Consider the following 18,463-nt stretch of genomic DNA (forward strand, 5'->3'; position numbering starts at 1 on the left):
TTTTTGATTTTTTCATATCTTACATTTCACTTTTACAATTAAAAAAAATATTTATGAATGTATTAAAACGTTGTGTTTTTGGAATCGGCCTGTTAAGTCTGGCTTTAGTTTCAGTTCAATGCAAAAGCGATAAAAAAATGGATGCTACAGTTTCAGATCAAAAAGCAGCAGTAACGATTGAAAAATCATCTTACGGAACAACTGCAAAAGGGGAAAAAATCGACAGTTATAAGTTGAAAAACCAAAACGGAATGGAAGTAGATATCATCACTTTTGGTGGTATTATTACTGATTTGAAAGTTCCTAATAAAGAAGGTGTTTCTGAAAATGTTGTAATTGGATTTAATTCTTTGGCACAGTACGAAAAAGAGAATCCGTTTTTTGGAGCTTTAATTGGAAGATATGGAAACCGAATTGCGAAAGGAAAATTTTCTTTGGATGGAAAAGAGTATCAATTAGCTATAAATAATGCGCCAAATGCTTTGCACGGAGGACCGAATGGTTTTTTTAAAGTGGTTTGGAAGGCAGATGAGGTTAAATCTGGAGAAACAGCTTCTTTAAAATTATCATATTTAAGTAAAGATATGGAAGAAGGTTATCCAGGAAATTTACAAGTTTTTGTGACTTATACATTGACAAATGATAATCAATTAGAAGTTTTGTATGAAGCAGCAACTGATAAGAAAACGGTTGTAAACTTAACGCAGCATTCGTATTTCAATTTATCTGCAGATTTTTCTAAAACAATCTTAGATCACGAATTGACATTAAATGCGGATAAAATTGTTCCAGTTGATGCGACTTTAATTCCAACAGGAAAATTGGAAGATGTTGCTAATACACCTTTTGATTTTAGAACACCAAAATTGGTTGGTAAAGACATCGAAGCTAAAAACGAACAATTAGAAAGAGGAAAAGGTTACGATCACTGTTGGGTATTGAATAATCCTGAAAAAGGAAAAACAATTATTGCAAAAGTATATCACGCAGCAAGCGGAAGAGTTTTAGAAATGACAACTGATGAGCCTGGAATTCAGTTTTACTCAGGGAATTTCCTTGACGGAACTTTGCCAACACGCGACGGAAAAACATACGGACACAGAACGGGATTATGTCTGGAAACAGAGCATTATCCAGATTCTCCAAATCAGAAAAATTTCCCAACAACGGTTTTAAACCCGGGAGAAAATTATAAAACTAAAACTACTTTTAAATTTTCAGTAAAGAAATAGTTTTGGAATTTGTTAATTAGTTCAGTTCTCTAAAAACCTCGAAAGTATTGCTTTCGAGGTTTTTTTATGAAAGTACTAGTAGAAACAAAGAATTTGCTCATTTTTGTCATTTCGATCCCGAAGCCTCGGGAGAGAAATCTCCGCGAGTAACTCGCCAAAGATTTGAGAATTCCTTTGCGGAGCTTCTTATGAAGATTTCTCTCCCGAGGCTTCGGGATCGAAATGATAAGATTGTGGATGAAACTTTGTGACTTCGTTCCCGATAAACTATTGGGATTGCGAGATTAATTGATTCGAAAAAGAAAAAACTTAACTTAGCAATAAAAAGCAAAATGAAACATTTATTTAAGGCAGAATTAAACTGGACTTCAAAAAAAGAAGAAAATCCAACTTCAAAAACTTACAGCAGAAGTCATCAAATTAAAATTGAAGGCAAGCCAGTTTTGGATGTTTCTGCAGCAAAAGCATTCAAAGGAGATCCCGCATTATATAATCCTGAAGATTTATTGTTAAGCAGTTTGGTTTCCTGTCACATGATGTCGTACTTATATGTTTGTTCTCAAAACGGAATAGAAGTTCTCGAGTATGTAGACAACGCCGAAGCAACGCTTGAAGTTTCTACAGATGGAAGAGGACGTTTTGTTGAGGTTTGTTTAAAGCCAAAAGTAAAAATCTCAAATCCAAGTCAAATTGAATTGGCTTTAGAGTTGCATTTTAAAGCAAACCAATTGTGTTTTATAGCAAATTCGTGCAATTTTCCTGTTTTGCATGATGCGAGTTGTGAGGTTTTCACCATATAAGTGATGTAAGTTTATTTAAATACAGAGCTTTAAACGTGAAGTAATATTTTCTTATATGACTTATATGGTTTAAAAAATACCATAAAAAAACCTCTTCATTGCTGAAGAGGTTTTACGTACCCGGAGCCGGAGTCCGTTAATACTTTAGTTATTTTCACCTGTCTTTAGTGTTCTTTTTATTGCTATATTTGAGATAGATATAGTGCGGAAAGGATTTTTTTCTTAGTTTTTTCAACTTTTAAAATCAAAATAAACCACCTTTTTAGCCACCCTTTATTATAATTTAATCCGTTTTAGCTAGAATGAAAGTGATTTTTGAACTAAGGAAAGAGAAAATAACATCAAATGGACTAATCCCAATTCAGTTTGTTGTTAGAGCTGAAGGAATTAGAATAAGAAAGAATGTAGGTGTTAGTACCAAAGAAATCTATTGGACAGGCTCAAGAATAAAACCTAATCTAAAAAAGGAAGAAAATAATAATTATCAATTCATTAATGATGAATTACAAAGAATTGAATCGAAAGTAAATGATGTTTTTTTCTTTTTCAGGGCAAATAAGATACCTTTCTCAAAAGAAAAATTCTTGGAGCAGTATGAATCCAAAGAAACCAAAATAAACTCTGAATTTGATTTTTTTGAATGTTTTGGTGAATATTTATTGTCGGGTTCATTATCCAAAGCCTATAACACAATAAAAGCGCAGAAAACAATAAAAGGTTATTTACAATCTTTTCAGAATGAAACAGGGTTCAAAATTTCATTTAATAAAATTGATAATATTTTTTATGAAGAATTAATGAAATATTCTTTTTTCGAGAAGAAGATTAAGAATAACTATTTCGCAAAGATAATAGCCGTTTTAAAGTCCTTTTTAAAGTGGTGTACAGACAAAGGTTACAACAATCTTAGAGAATTTGAGAAGTTTAAAGGAATAGAGCATGATGTTGATATTATTTATCTTACGCATGATGAATTAATGCAGTTGTATAATTATGACTTCGAAAATTCAAGACTAAACCACACTAAAGACTTTTATTGTATGGGTTGTTTTACTGGACTTCGATTTTCCGATTTGTCACAGTTACATCAAGCAAATATTACGGAAACTCATATTAATATCTCAATTCAAAAAACAAAAACTCAAAACCACATTATAAGACTGAATAAGTTTTCTAAAGAGATATTAGATAAATATCAAGGAACAATCTATGAACCATTGCCCTCTATATCAATGCAAAAATTTAATGATTACATTAAAGAATGTTGTCAGATAGTTGGAATTAATAAACCGACAACAATAACAGGATTCATAGGAACAAAGAAAATTCAGAATACATTACCTAAATATCAATTAATTACTAGTCATACAGCCCGAAAAACCTTTATCACAAATTCTTTATTACTTGGCATGGAACCGAAAGCAATTAAAAAGATTGCGAATATTAAAAAAGATGCTGTTTTAGATAAATATATGAAGATTACAGAAGAGTACACTGATGAACAAATGGACAAATGGAACAATTATGAGAAATAGTAAAAACAATGAAAATGAATTAGGATTGAAAGAAAAATATCCTAAAATATTGATTGAATTTGAAAATATTGTTCGTGATGGCAGAAAATACAATCTAATAGATAGATTTTTTCATTATTCAATAGAAGAAATAAAAATGTTAGAGAATATCGATAAACAGGATTTAACCAAAAATATAAAAAATGATATTTTAAAAGAGATTGAAAATATCTTCTCTGAATTAAGAATAAACCTTATTAATAAGATAAAATATTGTTTTGGACTGCATTCCTTTTCAAGTTATTTAAATAATAGAAAAACAACGATCTTCGACAACCCTTCACTACTAGGAATTTCTCCGTTTTTATTTGACCAGTTCGAATGGGAATGCGTAATTATTAATGAAATTAAGAAGAGTGGATATCGTATAACGAATCTATATAATGTTGAAAAAATGATTACCAATAATCTAGAAGAAGCTCTGTTTCGATTGGATAAAGAAGAATTTGTTTGTCTTTATGGATGGAATAAAAAAAGTATGTCAGCAAATGAGTTGTTTTATTTGATCCGAAGCAGAATGTTTGAAACTGCTAGAAAATCAAAATCTCCTGAGCTTGTTGTTAAAGAACTAATTAAAAAACATACTGTTATAAACGCTCAAAAAATTAGTTTGACAGGAAATTTTAATGAAGGAAAATTGATTAATAAGATTTTTGAAGGATTTGGTGTTAAAAATATCAAATTAAGTAATGATGAAAAAAATGACATTAGAGCTTTTGTAAGCCAGAATTTTAAAAATTCAGCGGGTAAAAGCTTAAAACATCGTGAAATAATAAATAAATCTTTTTTCAATCTTCATATAAAATTATTCAAAAATATTCTAATTGCTAATAGGAAAGCACTTAGATGTGAGCGAAAAGACATTGCAAGAATAATAAACAAAACTCTTCCCGAATTAGGAGAACTAAAAACCATTGAAAATTACTAAAATTTAAATTAAAAAGAGTTTTCTAAAACTTAAAAACTACAATATAACTTACTTATTTTTAATTGATTAGGCTTAAATTTTAAAGATTTTAAAATTTAAGCCTTTTCTTATTTGGAATTTTACAGTGTTAATAAAATCATTAATACTAACTAAAAATAAGTAAAGCTATGTCGGTACTATTGTATTCCCACAGTAAACAAGATTTAGAAAAAGTTGTAGAAATAATCCTTAGTAAAGTACAGAATCTTCAACTTTCAAAATCTTCAAATGAGTCTCAGAAAGAAGACCTAATTTCCCAAAAAGAAGCTTGCAAATTTTTAAATATTTCCCTTCCGACTATTATTACCTGGAGAAAAGAGAAAGATTTACCACACTACAATTATAACGGAAGATATTTCTATTCTGAGAAAGAGCTTCTAGAATATGGCAAAAAACATAATCACAAGTAAGGTTTTGTTTACCTGTTACCTCATTTTTAATCTAAAATCATTTTTTATGGAAACTAAAACAATCAAATTGTTAGTACTTGTAAGCGTATTTCTTTCACTTGCAATAGTTCAAATTTTCTTCTTGTTTAACTATGAATATAAGCCTTTTCCCTTAGTGCCAGCATTTGCAATCTTAAACAGCATTGTTATTATCCTTTATTAAAAAGCCATAACGAACAATTTAAAAGAAAACTAGTAAAAGAAAAAAGACGTAAAAACACCTCGCTAAAAGCTTTTTACGTCTATGATAATTTTTCTAATTGAAGACGATGCAAATTTATGCAAAGTTTTCCATATCAGTATAGTTAAATGGAAAATAAAAAAGAAGAAGATGGTGATTTTGTATCGAACATTTTCGAAATGACTGAAAATTACTTCAAAAGATATGAGTTTAGATATAATGAAATCGCATTAGATGTTGAGTATAAATCTAAAAAAGATAAAGAATTTAAATCTGTAAACGAAAACTCCTTGTACATAGAGTTACAAAAGGCAGGTATAAAAATATCTATTTCTAATCTTTTAGCACTTCTACGAAGTGATTATGTGGCAAAATTCAACCCTATCAAAGAATATTTTTTGACTTTGCCTGAATGGGATAAACAACCACACATTCAAAAATTATGTAGCTATCTAACTACCAATGATCAAAAACAATTTGAATATCATTTTATAAAATGGTTGGTCCGTTGTGTAAAATGTGTGTTTGATGAAGAATATTTTAACAAACAAGCTTTTGTAATAGTACAAAAAGCACAAAGCAGTGGAAAAACATCGTTTTGTAGATTTATCTGCCCACCCGCCTTAAAAAATTATATAGCAGAAGATATTTCAAACGATAAAGATGCTCGAATTCTATTAGCAAAGAACTTTCTAATAAACTTAGATGAGCTAGCTGTTTTATCAAAACAAGAAATTAACCATCTAAAAGCCTATTTCACAAAAACAGTTATTAATGAACGATTACCCTATGATCGCAAAAACACCATTTTATCAAGAATATGTTCATTCATTGGGAGCACCAATCAAGCTACTTTCTTAAACGACGAATCTGGAAGCGTGCGTTGGTTATGCTTTGAACTCACAGAACAAATAAATTTTGCATATAGTAAAGATATTGACATCAATAAAGTTTGGGCGCAAGCTTATGCTCTGTTGAAAACAGATTTTAATTGCGAATTGTCAAAAAAAGACATTGAAGATAACGAGAAACGAAATTCTAAATATAAAACGTTATCCGCAGAACACGAAATTATAAGTAAGTATTTCAAAATACCCGAAGATCCAAAGGAAGCTCAGTTTATGACCTCAAGTGATGTGTTGCATTATTTATCAATTAAATACCCTAAACTCAATCATATTAATATAGGCAAAGCTATGACAGGATTAGGCTTTGAAAGAGTTAAAGACAGAGGAAGACAGATTTATGGCTATATGGTTATACCCTTACCTCTATTTCCAATGAATTAAAACCAACAGAAAAGACTCTTTATATCTTACCTAGTTACCTAAAATTCATTAAAACCTTATAAACACAAGCATTCTCTAGGTAACTTAATAAAGTTTAATCTTACCTAAAGTTACCTAAGTTACCTAAAATGATAATGCAATAATAATCAGTTATTTATGAGGTTATTGGGTAAGATAGGTAAGATCATAAAAAAAGCTCAAATCATCTTACTGCCCTTGTTAATACTGGTTTAGGTAAGTAGGTAAGAAGAAAACGTAAAAAACAGGTTAGCCTTTTAGCTTTTGAAAAGAAAAAAACTAATCAATATCAGTTTAACTCATAAAATTACAGCCATGAATACGATACAAGCAAAAGAAATATTAATAGAAAAAGTTCTTCAAAATTTAGGCTGTGAGCCGACAAAATCTAATGAAAATGAATCTTGGTATCTAAGTCCGTTTAGGATTGAGAAAACAGCTTCTTTTAAACTAAATAGAAAGATTAATCGATGGTTTGACCACGGCGAACAAAAAGGAGGTAATGTAATTGACTTTGTAATTGAAAAATTCGGATTTAATGTTACTGAAGCTTTGTGTTATTTAGAAAAGTTTGATTCATTTTTTTCTTTTCAAAAGCAAGTTTTTGAGACTCCAACTAAAGAGCAAAACAATGAGAATAATATCGAAAAAACAATCCCAATTAAGCATTTGGCATTAATTCAATATTTAAAAAGCAGAGGCATTACCAAGTTTCAAACAGAGAACAATTTAAAAGAGGTTCATTATACCATCAACCACAAGAAATATTTTGCGATAGGATTTGAAAACAGAAGTGGTGGTTTTGAAATTCGCTCAAAGTATGCGAAAATCTGTTTAGGTAAAAAAGATGTTACTATAATTCCAAACCAATCTCAAATATTAAGAGTGCATGAAGGCTTTTTTGATTACCTCTCCTTTAGTCAAATCAGAGTTAATAAAAAGCTGGAGCAATCGGATTATCTCATTTTAAATTCTGTCGCATTGATAACTAAAAACTTATCAGTTTTGGAAAACTACCAAACAATTGAATTGTATTTAGATAATGACACTACAGGAAATAAATACACAGAAATTATCAAAGAAGCTTTTCCAAATTCAATTGATTGTAGAGGAAAATATAAAGGATACAAAGACCTGAATGAGTGGTTTTCAATATATGAATTAGAAATCAAATATTAGAAAAAATGGAACTAGCGAACATAAATATTTACATCCAAACTTTATTGGTTGAGAATTTAAACTTCACGAATGAGGGGCTCAAAAACAATGAGAAATTGATTCGATTTGCTAATGATGTAATGAGGGATGACTTTTTAAAATTTATTATTGATGTGCAATGTACTGTCGATGAAAAAGCAATTGAAAACCCCGCTGGATATTTCATTGGAGCTTTAAAAAATGAACTAAAACGAAGAGGTTTTCCAAAAGGAAAATAATCTAATTCCAAGATTTGACCGAATTTATATGCACATAGTGATATACGCAAAGTTTAGAATTTCAAGATGTGTTTTCCGCTATCGCTACAAACATATCTTGCATTTTCTCCCGATGGTCGCAAATGAAAAACACAACAATTAAAATCATGATTATGAGTCAAGCAAGAACAAAAATTATAATGTTCAGAACTACAACCATTGAGAAGAAAATCATTGAAAAAAAAGCAAAAAATCGAAAAATGAATACTGCTAGTTTTTGCAGAATGGTAGCCTTAGAACGTAAAAATAAATCTGTTTTTACGGAGGAAGAATTAAAAGCTTTTGAAAATCTACATTACATACGAAATGGTTTTGTCAAAATTAATAACCTTCTAAAAGATAAAGATTCTTTGTTTGCCTCTGAGGTAATGAAAACAGTTAAACAAACTGATTCAGTTTTAAAAATTTTTAGTGATGGTAGGCAAAGCTAAAAGCATCGGACACACATCAAATGCAATTGACTATGGAAAAGACAAATTGAATGCCGAAGAAATCACTAGGCACAATGTAATTGGTAGTACTGGATTAGAAATTGAAAATGAGTTTAAGATATATCAAAATCTAAATTCTAATACGAGACTAAATACTATCTCAGTTGTACTAAGTCCAGAGCCTGAAGACGGAAGAAAATTAACAAACGAAGATTTTAAGCAAATCACCGAAAGTTATCTTGAAAAAATGAATTTAAAAGAGCACCAGCATATTGCCTACGTTCATAAAGATAGAGACCACAACCATTTACATATATATGTAAACCGAATTGACAACAAAGGCAATGCCTATAAAGACTCCTTTATCGGGAAAAAGACTTCTCAAAAAGCTAATGAAATAGCGAAAGAAAAAGGATTGATTTCAGCAAGGGACAGGATGTTTCAAAACATTGAAAAAAACAGAAATGAGCTAAAAGAAATCAAAGTGGAAATCTATAAAAAGCATCAGGAAGTTTTAAAGCAAAACCCTCAAAGCTTTCAAAATTGGATTAATCAAATGGATTTAAAAGGATTAGAAGTAAAACCAACCATAAATAAACAAGGGCAGATTCAAGGTTTTAGGATTTTAGACAAGGAAACAAAAAATGATTTTAAAGCTAGTGAAATACACCGTTCTATGTCAGCTAGCAATTTGATAAAAAGTGGCTTAAAAAACGACTTAAATCACAATCTCGATACTACCCTGAAACGTGTACAAGGAAACAAGATATCAAAAAGCCATTCCAATAAAAACTTAGTCAACACAATTCCGAAAGAAATTAAAAAAGAAATAAGTCAATTCAGTAGGAATGGAACTAAATCAGTTGCTCAAGTATTAGGAAAACAGAAAATTACTAAAGAGGAATTTAAATATATAAAAGATGTACAGAATCCACTGATAAAGGTCGAGATGAAAAATACTGAAGAAGAACGTTTAGACTCAATTTCAAAAGACATTGAATACGCAAAAAACCTTCAAAAACTTGAAGACTCTCTAATAGAAAAACCAAACAATAATTTAAAATTAGAATTAGATAGATGAAAAACATAGAAATAGTTGCGGAAATCATCGCTGATGAAACTAAAAAACTAGAAAAATTAGTTTCGGAGCAATCAAGTTTAGTACAGGAGTTTTCTATCTGTATGGACAAAGCGGAAAAAATTGAAATACAGCCAAGAACTGAGCGTCTTGAAGAAATTATATCGCACTGGAATCAGCTATTTACAGCTCAAAAAAATCAAATTCAAGAGTTACAGCATAATCAAGATAACGAAAACAAAAAACAAAGATTAGGAACATACATTTTACTGATTTTGACAATAATCTTACTGTTTTCAATTCTATTAATATTAATATTTAAAACGATATAACATGGCAGATCACGGGTTTAGCATCGGGGAAGTAAACACACTTGTAGGTATTATTGGTAAAATTTTAAAAGCAATTTTTCTTATTTCTGTAGTGTCAAGTGTAATACTTTTGGAAACCCATTTATTTGGGTTCTCTATAACTAATTTGTGGACTGATTCTTATAATTTTCAATTAAAGGAATTAAAGCCAAATTACTTTGCAAATGGATATAATAACTTCTTGTATCTGTTTTCAAAATTTGTAGCTAGTAAGATGCCATATTGGGCAAATTTTGGAGTGATTTTATGTATTCCCTCGATAGTTTATGTTTCATTTTATCATGCCAAACAAAAGCGATTTCCAAGAGTGATTATCAGTACTATAATCAACAATATTTTAATCATTTTTTTGATTGCAATGTCAGGAAAATTATTGAGCACACTTATTGGAGATTCTGGGGCACTAATCTGTATAACTCCTGTTTTTTATGCGATTTATCTATTAAAATTTAAAAACCTAAAGAAAACATCTCAAACCGAAAAATTTAATAAGGTTAAAGAAAAGTCCAAAAAAGATGACGGCTTCACTTTCAAAACAAATAAAGGTGAAATAAACTTAGATAATCCGTACAGGGGAATCTATATTCAGGGTGGAGCAGGTTCAGGAAAATCAGCTAGTATTTTTGAACCTGTCATTCAGCAGATTGGAGAAAAAGGCTTTACAGGAGTATTGTATGATTTTAAAAGTCCCGAACTCACCGAAAAAATTTTCTTAAGTTATGAAAACACTTCAATAAAAGTCAAAAATATCGATTTTAAGCACCCTTTATTAAGTGACAGAGTGAATCCCATACATCCAAAATATTTAACCAAAATTGCGATCGCAAATGAGTATAGTCAGGTTATTATCAACAATCTTTTGCCTGAATCAATTAAGAAAATGGATTTTTGGCTTGGTAGTGCCAAGAATATTTTAGTATCTGTCATTTGGTGGTTAAGACAAAAGCATCCCGATATATGTACGCTACCACATGTGATATCATTTATAGTACAAACTTCATTTGATGTTTTAGTTCAGAAGATATCGGAAGACCCCGAAGCAAAAGGTATGTTAGCTGCATTGCAGGAATCTATTGATAGAAATGCAGACCGTACAATTGCAGGAATGCTAGCAACCCTTCAAAATGCTTTATCTATTCTTAATGCTCCTGATGTTTTTTGGATTCTGTCAAGCAACGATATTGATTTGCATTTAAATAACCCCAAGAACCCTCAATTTCTATGTATTGGGAATGACAGTACATTACCTACCGTCTACACTCCTGCAATCTCGCTTATTATTTCTGTAGCACTTAGGCAAATGAATCAACCAAATCAGCAAAAATCAGTTGTGTTATTAGACGAGGCTCCAACAATTTTCATTCCAAATATTGAACAAATTCCTGCTACAGCAAGGAGCAATAAAATCTCTACAATATTTGGAGTCCAAGATTATGCTCAATTAGCAGATAAATACGGCGAAGGAAAAGCTCAAGTTGTTATTTCAAACCTAGGGAATCAGTTCTTTGGTAGGACTACCAATTATAAAACAGCGGAAGCAGTTCAAAATATTTTTAGTAAAAAAGATGAAGTATTTACATCAAAAAGTTCAGGCGATGGCACCAGTGGCAAATTCGTCCATTTGGGGAGTAATACCAGTTCAGGTACTAGCGAAAATATACAAGAACGAAATCGTGTAAAAATTAGCGACATAGTCAATTTAGCGCAAGGAGAGTTCTACGGTATTATAGCTGAAGGAAGCCCGAGAGAATTTTTAAAAACTCAATTTTTAAGAGACGAGATAAAAGGGAAATATATCAATCAGAAAATCCCAATAAGCGAAAGCATAATGCAAGAGAATTACTTTAAAATCATTGCAGAATGCAAAGAAATAATTTCAAGTTAAAAATTTTTAAATCAATTATAAATTAAAAACAATCAGAAAAATGAAAAGAACGAAATTGTTATTAGGAGCACTATTAATAAGTGCTGTAGGATATTCTCAGACCTACAAAAATGCTTTTGGTGTTAGCATTGGGGCAACACAGGATGGTTACGGTGTTATGCTTAGTCATAATTATTTCATCAACGATAGAAACTCAATTTCGGCTTCTATTCTTGCAACCGATGCTAAATACAAAGTCGGAGAAGATAAAATAGGTTACAACGACATTACGCTTAATTTGGGGTATTCTGTTCCCTTGTATCTTACTCAAAACAGAAAATTTGGGGTTGTCTTCGGGAGCGGTGTAGTACTTGGCTACGAAATAGTGAACGGTAACAAAGATTTAAATTTAAGCAATGGAAGTTTGATTTTGGACGAATCAAAATTCATTTACGGGGCTTATATGGGATTAGACTTTGACTACCTTATTAATGATAGAACAACGCTTTTCATAAAAGTAAACGAGTATTATCATGCTAATTCAGATCTAGGAAAATTTGTTCCGTTTGCAGGAATTGGATTAAGATATTATACCAATTAAATAGATTAAGTAAACAATATAATTATATATAATAAAGATGAAAAAAAATATTAGAAAAATCGGAATATTAATGATAATATTTTCTTTAATGGCTTGCACCAAAGAAGTAGATGTTTTAGAGCCAAAACTAGCAGGCTCTTACAAAATTAAATCAATTATAACAGATTTACCTGTTGATTTAGACAACGATGGAGTTGCTAATACAGATATGAGTAAAGAAAAAGACCGTGGCTATTGTCGTTTTGATGATACTTTTTCGTTTAATAATGGTAATAAAGGAATTTGGGCTGATGGTTCTGATATTTGTAGCAATGCCTTAGAGCCTTCTGACGATTATTTTAATTACATCTATGACAAGGCAAAAAAAACTATTTCTATGGAAATATTTCACAAAGGACAAAAGGAAAGTGAGTTTTTAGAACTTACAGACGTTTTTGTCAGCTACAAGGACGGAAGACAAACACTTAAATTTAGTTTCTACGACGAACGTTATACTAACAGAATAGTAACGTACTATCTTGAATCTGAATAAACAGGATAATTAATAAATATGCTTTTTCAATTAAACTCTTTTAATTGAAAAGGCATATTGAGTTTTTGCACCATACAAGATTGCCAAAAGTGAATGCACATTTGCACTCGTAAGATTAAAAAAATAAAATTCTGATTACTTATATCAATTATTATAATGAATAAAGATTTAAAAAACAGTACTAGTTTTTTAACCTCAAAAGAAGATGAAAAAATCGTTGGATATACTACAAGGGGAACTCCTTTAACTGTTTCTGAATATAAAGAAAAGATACAAAATCGTATTGATGCTGTGAAAAATGGAATAGCGAAAACATTTACTTCCGAAGAAGTATTAAATCATATTCTTAAAAGATGATTATTTAAAATATACTGTATAAATAATTACTATAATTTATATTTACAACATTAACCTAAAAAAAATCACAATTTTACAGATCTATGGATGATTCAAATATTATAGCATTAGTATTAGGAGGAATAGGCTTTATAATTTCAATTGTTAGCCTACTATTTTCCCCAAAAATAGCTTTGAAATCAAAACGATTGGAAAAGAGGCTTGAATATAGATTCGAATTATTTCAGAAAATATTAGAGTTATGGGAGTTTACTAATCAATCTGCTATAAAGCATGATGTTAGACCTATATTATCTGAAATTAATAAACTAATTCAATTGTATGGGTATAATTCCGAAATTAATTCGTTCAAAGAATTAGTGAGTTTTTATAATTACTATGCTCAAAATCAAGATGAAGATAGCAGGCAAAAACTTATGACAAAATTTAATGATTTTTTTTCAATCTCTTTTAATGCGTATAGAAAAGAAATTATTTTAGAGAAATTAGTAGATTGATATTTTTTGCATCTCATAGTCAGTTCTAATGATTGCGAAAATGGTTTGCGTGAATAAATAACGTGAAAAGCTATTCCGGATCTTTTCTTCAGGAAGGCAAAATAACGTTAAAACGAGAACCAGGAACAAGCTGCAGAAACACAAAATAACGTGAAAACACAAAAAGTGTTTACAGCTGGCCAATTAAGAATTATGAAAACAAGTTTTATGAAAACAAAAGCGTTTATTGAAATAGGTAATGACGGAACTTATAGCGTGTATATTGAAAATAGTACCTTGAATTACGGTATACACGGAACTGGTAAAACTGTAAAAGAAGCTGTAGAGGATTTTTTAAATTCATATCAGGAAATGAAAGATTTTTATAATGAAAAGGGGAAGGAGTTTATCGAAACAACTTTTGAGTTTCAGTTCGATGTGGCTTCTTTTCTAAAGTATATGGAGATATTTCATGCAGAATCAGACATACTCGAAGATGATGAATTAGGTTTATTGATTAAAGATTTTGAGAGTAAAGATTATTTAACGGTTGAAAGGGTTCTAAAAGCGCTAAATGTTAACTTAGTTGAGAATGATAACATTTTAGATAATATTAAAACAGGGTTGGAAGAAATGAAATTCTTTAAAAATGGAAATTTAAAAACGACTCCAGCTAAAGATTTTCTAAATGAATTATAAAATAGAATTATCCTTAAAAATGCACATTTACACTCGTAGAATAAAATAGATATTCTCTAACTTGTCTGAAATTAATTATTTGAAACCAAGATATTTATTATATTAGCTTGAATGAATTAGTAAATTTATGACACGAAGCTTGTAGGGTATAATATTATACTGTTTTATGGTTCGTATAAATAATTTATGCACAAGTTAAAAATAGATGATGCAAAAAATACTTTTAGAAGTCAAAAAAAAAGCGGAGAAAAAATTACGCAAATGCATGTTTGATAATTGTTCTAATCAAGCAATCAAATCCCACGTATTGCAAAAAAATGGAATTCTTCGAGAAATTTCTGAAAACAATCATTTAATACAATTGGTCTCAGCAAATCCATTTGAAATGCAAGAAAAAGGGATTTCAGATTTCAAATTAGTTGGTATAAATGATGTTTATACTTTTAAGGGATTTTGTAGTGACCATGATTCGGAAGTATTTAAATCAATCGAAAATGAAAATGAAATTGATTTTCAAAATAAAGCTCAACAAGCATTGTTTTGTTATCGTGGATTATGCCAAGAGATTAGGCGAAAAGAGATTGCAAATGAATGGATTATTGATTTAAAACCACATTTTCCTTATCAATATTTGTCGTTGATTACTTCACTGTCTGATGGCTTTATTGATGGTATAAGCAATTTAACTTTTTTTAAAACTGAATTAGAAAAATGCATAATTTCCTCCAATTATGATCAATTTATTTTTGAAACTATAAAAATTCCTAAAATAGATCTATGTGTTTCAGTTCCTCTAAATATTGGAAATCTTGAAATTCCAAAAGATAACGATTATGAAAAATGGAGAAATGAAAATAAAATTGTTCCAACCTCATTCATCAATTTATTTCCGAAAGAAAATGAAAATTATGTAATAATCGGGTTTCATAAAGACTACCCTTGTAATTGGACCAGTAATTTTATCGAAATAATGAAAACAGCTAATCGAGAAGAAATTTTTAAAGAAATTAGTGATTTATTGACTTTGCGATTAGAATTTTGGACAATGTCTAAATCGCTTTTTGATAAAATACCGCAAATAAAGATTGCCGAATATAAATTTCTATTTTCACAAAATGTATTCGATCATAGTCCTGAGCTAAAAACTGATCTAAATTTTTTTGAAAACATATAGCTAAGTGCCTAAAAAATAGTTCTGATTGTTTTTTGGAATTTGTAGGTACAAGATAAATAATCCCAAGAGAGGGGCTAACAAGTGTATTATGAAAGATATGTACGAAGATGTTAAGACTGGAATTGACCGATTTATATTGCAACAAAAAAATTGTTGTAAAATTGGTTGTGCATTTTGTTGTTATCAGACAATTGAAGTAATAGATATTGAAATTGATGCAATCAAAGATTTCTTAGTCAATAAAATTGATGAAATAACAAAAGAGAAAATAAAAGAAAACTTAAAAGAGTATTTCATTTTTTTTAATAAAAACACTCCCAATAATAAAATTTTAGATGAACATGATTTAATTAACCATTTTCAAGACATTGCTAACACTTCAAAATGTAAATGTCCTTTGTTAATAGAAAATAAGTGTAGTATATACGAGGGAAGACCATTGGCATGTAGAATCCATGTTGTAGAAAAAAATCCAGAAATATGCGAAGCCGAGCCTTATAGGGATTCAGCCCCTCTTGCAATAAATGTGAGAGGAAGTCTATTGCAATATGTTTTATCAAAAAAGAAAACCTATATAATTCCTTTGGCATATTTAATAGCAGAAGCATTAATGCCTGAAATGGAATTAAAGCCAATTAAAAAATTATATATGAATTAACCCTCTGCTAGTATTTTTTATATTGATTTGCTAAAATTAAGGATAAGTGGTTTAGAATTTAGCCACCTTTCCGACCACCCTAAAAAGTAAAAACCTCTGAAAATCAATTGATTTCAGAGGTTTTAAGTACCCGGAGCCGGAGTCGAACCGGCACGGTTTCCCACAGGTGTTTGAGACCAGCGCGTCTACCAATTCCGCCATCCGGGCTTAGCAGACGAAAAAACAACTAATAAATCAATTGTTTTAACGCAATAGAATGAAGTCATAAATGGCGTCATTCCTTTAACACGGTGCAAATGTAAAAAATAAATTTAAACCAACTACTAAAAATACTTAAATTTTTCCTTTCAGTGTCCAATAAATTTTATAAATTTGCACCTCGTTAAAACGACGCACACACAACTAACTACACCCGAGGCATTTATGCAGGTTTTGCTTTACCAAAAATGATAAAGCCAAATTGTACAGAGCGCAGCGGAGCAAAAACAACAAATTATAATGTCGCACCTAGAACCAGAAGCTAAAATTTTTGCTTGTTCACAAAGTGTTTATCTTGCAGAAAAAATTGCAGAACAATACGGAATTCCGTTAGGAAAAGTAACGATGTCAACGTACAGTGATGGAGAATTTCAGCCGTCTTACGAAGAGTCAATTAGAGGATTACGCGTTTTTATCGTGTGCTCAACATTTCCAACTGCTGATAATTTGATGGAATTGTTATTAATGATTGATGCTGCAAAACGCGCATCAGCAAGACACATTACAGCTGTTATGCCTTATTTTGGTTGGGCAAGACAAGATAGAAAAGATAAACCAAGAGTTCCAATTGGAGCTAAGTTAGTAGCTAATTTATTAGATGCTGCAGGAGCGACAAGAGTAATGACAATGGATTTGCATGCAGATCAGATCCAAGGATTTTTCGAAAAACCAGTAGATCATTTATTCGCATCTACAATCTTTTTACCGTATGTAGAAAGTTTAAAATTAGAAAATCTAACCATTGCATCTCCAGATATGGGAGGTTCAAAAAGAGCATATGCTTACTCTAAGTTTTTAGAATCAGATGTAGTAATCTGTTACAAACAAAGAAAAGCAGCCAACGTTATCGACACTATGGAATTGATTGGTGAGGTAAAAGGTCGTAACGTAATATTAGTAGACGACATGATCGATACAGGTGGAACTTTAGCAAAAGCTGCAGACCTAATGATCGAAAAAGGAGCGTTAAGCGTTAGAGCAATTTGTACACACGCTATATTATCTGGCAGTGCGTATGAGAAAATTGAAAATTCAAAATTGACAGAATTAATCGTTACAGATTCAATTCCGTTAAAGAAAAAATCAAAGAAAATAAAAGTAGTGAGTTGTGCACCGCTTTTTGCAGAAGTTATGCACATGGTGCACCACAACAATTCCATTAGTGGAAAATTTATAATGTAAAAAGCTATACGCTTTAGGCTTTAAGCCATAAGCTATTTCACGATTACAAAATAAGCCTTAAGCCTATTGCTTAAAGCTTACAGCAAATAGAATATTTATTAATAACTATATTTTTTTACAATGAAATCGATTACAATTAAAGGATCAGAAAGAGAAAGCGTGGGCAAAGTGTCAACTAAAGCCTTACGTAATGCTGGACAGGTTCCTTGCGTTTTATACGGAGGAAATCAGGCAGTACACTTCTCAGCAGACGTTACAGCATTCAAAAACTTGGTTTACACTCCAAACGCTCACACAGTTGTGATCGAACTTGGAAAAGGAAAATCATTCAATGCAATTTTACAAGACATTCAGGTTCACCCTGTATCTGACAAAATTTTACACATTGACTTCTTTCAATTATTTGATGAGAAAGAAATCACTATGGAAGTTCCAGTAAAAATTGTTGGTACATCTAAAGGTGTTCTTGCAGGTGGTGTTTTACGTTTAAACCAACGTAAATTAAAAGTTAAAGCTTTACCAGCAAATCTTCCTGATTTTGTTGAAGCTGATATCACTCCACTTGAAATGGGTAACAAATTATATGTTACTAAAGTTGGTGCTCCAGAATACAAAATTATGCACCCAGAGAACACAGTTGTTGCTCAAGTAAGAATTTCTCGTGCTGCTATGAAAGCTGCTCAAGAAGCTGCAAAAGCTGCAAAAGCTCCTGCAAAAGGAAAGAAAAAATAATTTTTTTCAAATCAATACAAAAGCCTCAATCTTACGATTGGGGCTTTTTTTTAGCATCTAAGTTT

The 18,463-nt window shown here is 30.5% G+C and carries 21 protein-coding genes and 1 tRNA gene; 21 read left to right on the top strand and 1 reads right to left on the bottom strand.

Going from position 1 to position 18,463, the window contains the following annotated elements; genetic code table 11:
* Positions 1-53 precede the first annotated feature (53 nt).
* The 19 genes from B0A81_RS15740 to B0A81_RS15830 all read left to right on the top strand — a co-directional run bounded on the left by B0A81_RS15740 (position 54) and on the right by B0A81_RS15830 (position 16,226).
* Positions 54-1,232, top strand: coding sequence for an aldose epimerase family protein (locus B0A81_RS15740; protein ID WP_089058905.1), 1,179 nt, complete (start codon positions 54-56; stop codon positions 1,230-1,232).
* Between the two features lie 332 nt (positions 1,233-1,564).
* Positions 1,565-2,032: an OsmC family protein gene (locus B0A81_RS15745; protein WP_089058906.1), complete on the top strand. Its 468-nt coding sequence runs from the start codon at positions 1,565-1,567 to the stop codon at positions 2,030-2,032.
* A 302-nt stretch (positions 2,033-2,334) separates the two neighbouring features.
* Positions 2,335-3,567, top strand: coding sequence for a site-specific integrase (locus B0A81_RS15750; protein WP_089058907.1), 1,233 nt, complete (start codon positions 2,335-2,337; stop codon positions 3,565-3,567).
* Positions 3,557-4,534, top strand: a complete 978-nt coding sequence (locus B0A81_RS15755; RefSeq protein WP_123922192.1) for a hypothetical protein — start codon at positions 3,557-3,559, stop codon at positions 4,532-4,534. The genes B0A81_RS15750 and B0A81_RS15755 overlap by 11 nt, the downstream gene beginning before the upstream one ends.
* Before the next feature lie 167 nt (positions 4,535-4,701).
* Positions 4,702-4,983 (top strand): helix-turn-helix domain-containing protein, encoded by a 282-nt coding sequence (locus B0A81_RS15760; RefSeq protein ID WP_089058909.1) that lies wholly within the window; start codon positions 4,702-4,704, stop codon positions 4,981-4,983.
* 348 nt (positions 4,984-5,331) lie between these two features.
* Positions 5,332-6,492: a VapE domain-containing protein gene (locus B0A81_RS15765; protein WP_089058910.1), complete on the top strand. Its 1,161-nt coding sequence runs from the start codon at positions 5,332-5,334 to the stop codon at positions 6,490-6,492.
* A 333-nt stretch (positions 6,493-6,825) separates the two neighbouring features.
* Positions 6,826-7,689, top strand: a complete 864-nt coding sequence (locus tag B0A81_RS15770) for a toprim domain-containing protein (RefSeq protein WP_089058968.1) — start codon at positions 6,826-6,828, stop codon at positions 7,687-7,689.
* Positions 7,690-7,694: 5 nt separating this feature from the next.
* Positions 7,695-7,946 carry a hypothetical protein gene (locus B0A81_RS15775; protein ID WP_089058911.1) on the top strand — a complete coding sequence of 84 codons (252 nt, stop codon included), beginning with the start codon at positions 7,695-7,697 and terminating at the stop codon, positions 7,944-7,946.
* 152 nt (positions 7,947-8,098) lie between these two features.
* A complete protein-coding gene (locus B0A81_RS15780) occupies positions 8,099-8,416 on the top strand; it encodes a plasmid mobilization protein (protein WP_123922193.1) in 318 nt (105 codons plus the stop codon).
* 46 nt (positions 8,417-8,462) lie between these two features.
* Positions 8,463-9,497, top strand: coding sequence for a relaxase/mobilization nuclease domain-containing protein (locus tag B0A81_RS15785; RefSeq protein WP_165768079.1), 1,035 nt, complete (start codon positions 8,463-8,465; stop codon positions 9,495-9,497).
* Positions 9,494-9,826: a hypothetical protein gene (locus B0A81_RS15790; protein WP_165768080.1), complete on the top strand. Its 333-nt coding sequence runs from the start codon at positions 9,494-9,496 to the stop codon at positions 9,824-9,826. Before B0A81_RS15785 ends, B0A81_RS15790 begins: the two co-directional genes overlap by 4 nt.
* A 1-nt stretch (position 9,827) precedes the next feature.
* On the top strand, positions 9,828-11,750 hold the full coding sequence (locus tag B0A81_RS15795) for a type IV secretory system conjugative DNA transfer family protein (protein WP_089058914.1): 1,923 nt from the start codon (positions 9,828-9,830) through the stop codon (positions 11,748-11,750).
* Between the two features lie 40 nt (positions 11,751-11,790).
* A complete protein-coding gene (locus tag B0A81_RS15800; RefSeq protein WP_089058915.1) occupies positions 11,791-12,330 on the top strand; it encodes a conjugal transfer protein TraO in 540 nt (179 codons plus the stop codon).
* 70 nt (positions 12,331-12,400) lie between these two features.
* The gene (locus B0A81_RS15805; RefSeq protein ID WP_123922194.1) at positions 12,401-12,862 is read left to right on the top strand and encodes a hypothetical protein; all 462 of its coding nucleotides are present in this window, start codon (positions 12,401-12,403) and stop codon (positions 12,860-12,862) included.
* Between the two features lie 156 nt (positions 12,863-13,018).
* Positions 13,019-13,219 carry a hypothetical protein gene (locus B0A81_RS15810; protein WP_089058917.1) on the top strand — a complete coding sequence of 67 codons (201 nt, stop codon included), beginning with the start codon at positions 13,019-13,021 and terminating at the stop codon, positions 13,217-13,219.
* A gap of 83 nt (positions 13,220-13,302) precedes the next feature.
* Positions 13,303-13,716, top strand: a complete 414-nt coding sequence (locus tag B0A81_RS15815) for a hypothetical protein (protein ID WP_089058918.1) — start codon at positions 13,303-13,305, stop codon at positions 13,714-13,716.
* Between the two features lie 207 nt (positions 13,717-13,923).
* Entirely contained in the window at positions 13,924-14,394 is a 471-nt protein-coding gene (locus B0A81_RS15820; RefSeq protein WP_123922195.1) for a hypothetical protein, read from the top strand.
* A 205-nt stretch (positions 14,395-14,599) separates the two neighbouring features.
* A complete protein-coding gene (locus tag B0A81_RS15825; protein ID WP_089058920.1) occupies positions 14,600-15,568 on the top strand; it encodes a hypothetical protein in 969 nt (322 codons plus the stop codon).
* Between the two features lie 88 nt (positions 15,569-15,656).
* On the top strand, positions 15,657-16,226 hold the full coding sequence (locus tag B0A81_RS15830; protein WP_123922196.1) for a YkgJ family cysteine cluster protein: 570 nt from the start codon (positions 15,657-15,659) through the stop codon (positions 16,224-16,226).
* Positions 16,227-16,353: 127 nt separating this feature from the next.
* On the opposite strand, the gene B0A81_RS15835 is transcribed toward B0A81_RS15830, so the two are convergent.
* Positions 16,354-16,433, bottom strand: a tRNA-Leu gene (locus B0A81_RS15835).
* 291 nt (positions 16,434-16,724) lie between these two features.
* Between B0A81_RS15835 and B0A81_RS15840 the strand changes: the two genes are divergently transcribed.
* Both B0A81_RS15840 and B0A81_RS15845 read left to right on the top strand, forming a co-directional pair.
* Positions 16,725-17,666, top strand: a complete 942-nt coding sequence (locus tag B0A81_RS15840; protein WP_089058922.1) for a ribose-phosphate pyrophosphokinase — start codon at positions 16,725-16,727, stop codon at positions 17,664-17,666.
* A gap of 120 nt (positions 17,667-17,786) precedes the next feature.
* Complete coding sequence (locus B0A81_RS15845; RefSeq protein ID WP_089058923.1) at positions 17,787-18,398, top strand: 50S ribosomal protein L25/general stress protein Ctc; 612 nt, start codon at positions 17,787-17,789, stop codon at positions 18,396-18,398.
* The last annotated feature ends 65 nt before the right edge of the window (positions 18,399-18,463 follow it).

The sequence above is a fragment of the Flavobacterium plurextorum genome (assembly GCF_002217395.1).
Taxonomy (GTDB): domain Bacteria; phylum Bacteroidota; class Bacteroidia; order Flavobacteriales; family Flavobacteriaceae; genus Flavobacterium; species Flavobacterium plurextorum.

Coding starts and splice junctions, on each gene's coding strand:
- B0A81_RS15740 (WP_089058905.1), top strand. CDS start 54: ATGAATGTATTAAAACGTTGTGTTTTTGGAATCGGCCTGTTAAGTCTG.
- B0A81_RS15745 (WP_089058906.1), top strand. CDS start 1,565: ATGAAACATTTATTTAAGGCAGAATTAAACTGGACTTCAAAAAAAGAA.
- B0A81_RS15750 (WP_089058907.1), top strand. CDS start 2,335: ATGAAAGTGATTTTTGAACTAAGGAAAGAGAAAATAACATCAAATGGA.
- B0A81_RS15755 (WP_123922192.1), top strand. CDS start 3,557: ATGAGAAATAGTAAAAACAATGAAAATGAATTAGGATTGAAAGAAAAA.
- B0A81_RS15760 (WP_089058909.1), top strand. CDS start 4,702: ATGTCGGTACTATTGTATTCCCACAGTAAACAAGATTTAGAAAAAGTT.
- B0A81_RS15765 (WP_089058910.1), top strand. CDS start 5,332: ATGGAAAATAAAAAAGAAGAAGATGGTGATTTTGTATCGAACATTTTC.
- B0A81_RS15770 (WP_089058968.1), top strand. CDS start 6,826: ATGAATACGATACAAGCAAAAGAAATATTAATAGAAAAAGTTCTTCAA.
- B0A81_RS15775 (WP_089058911.1), top strand. CDS start 7,695: ATGGAACTAGCGAACATAAATATTTACATCCAAACTTTATTGGTTGAG.
- B0A81_RS15780 (WP_123922193.1), top strand. CDS start 8,099: ATGAGTCAAGCAAGAACAAAAATTATAATGTTCAGAACTACAACCATT.
- B0A81_RS15790 (WP_165768080.1), top strand. CDS start 9,494: ATGAAAAACATAGAAATAGTTGCGGAAATCATCGCTGATGAAACTAAA.
- B0A81_RS15795 (WP_089058914.1), top strand. CDS start 9,828: ATGGCAGATCACGGGTTTAGCATCGGGGAAGTAAACACACTTGTAGGT.
- B0A81_RS15800 (WP_089058915.1), top strand. CDS start 11,791: ATGAAAAGAACGAAATTGTTATTAGGAGCACTATTAATAAGTGCTGTA.
- B0A81_RS15805 (WP_123922194.1), top strand. CDS start 12,401: ATGATAATATTTTCTTTAATGGCTTGCACCAAAGAAGTAGATGTTTTA.
- B0A81_RS15810 (WP_089058917.1), top strand. CDS start 13,019: ATGAATAAAGATTTAAAAAACAGTACTAGTTTTTTAACCTCAAAAGAA.
- B0A81_RS15815 (WP_089058918.1), top strand. CDS start 13,303: ATGGATGATTCAAATATTATAGCATTAGTATTAGGAGGAATAGGCTTT.
- B0A81_RS15820 (WP_123922195.1), top strand. CDS start 13,924: ATGAAAACAAAAGCGTTTATTGAAATAGGTAATGACGGAACTTATAGC.
- B0A81_RS15825 (WP_089058920.1), top strand. CDS start 14,600: ATGATGCAAAAAATACTTTTAGAAGTCAAAAAAAAAGCGGAGAAAAAA.
- B0A81_RS15830 (WP_123922196.1), top strand. CDS start 15,657: ATGAAAGATATGTACGAAGATGTTAAGACTGGAATTGACCGATTTATA.
- B0A81_RS15840 (WP_089058922.1), top strand. CDS start 16,725: ATGTCGCACCTAGAACCAGAAGCTAAAATTTTTGCTTGTTCACAAAGT.
- B0A81_RS15845 (WP_089058923.1), top strand. CDS start 17,787: ATGAAATCGATTACAATTAAAGGATCAGAAAGAGAAAGCGTGGGCAAA.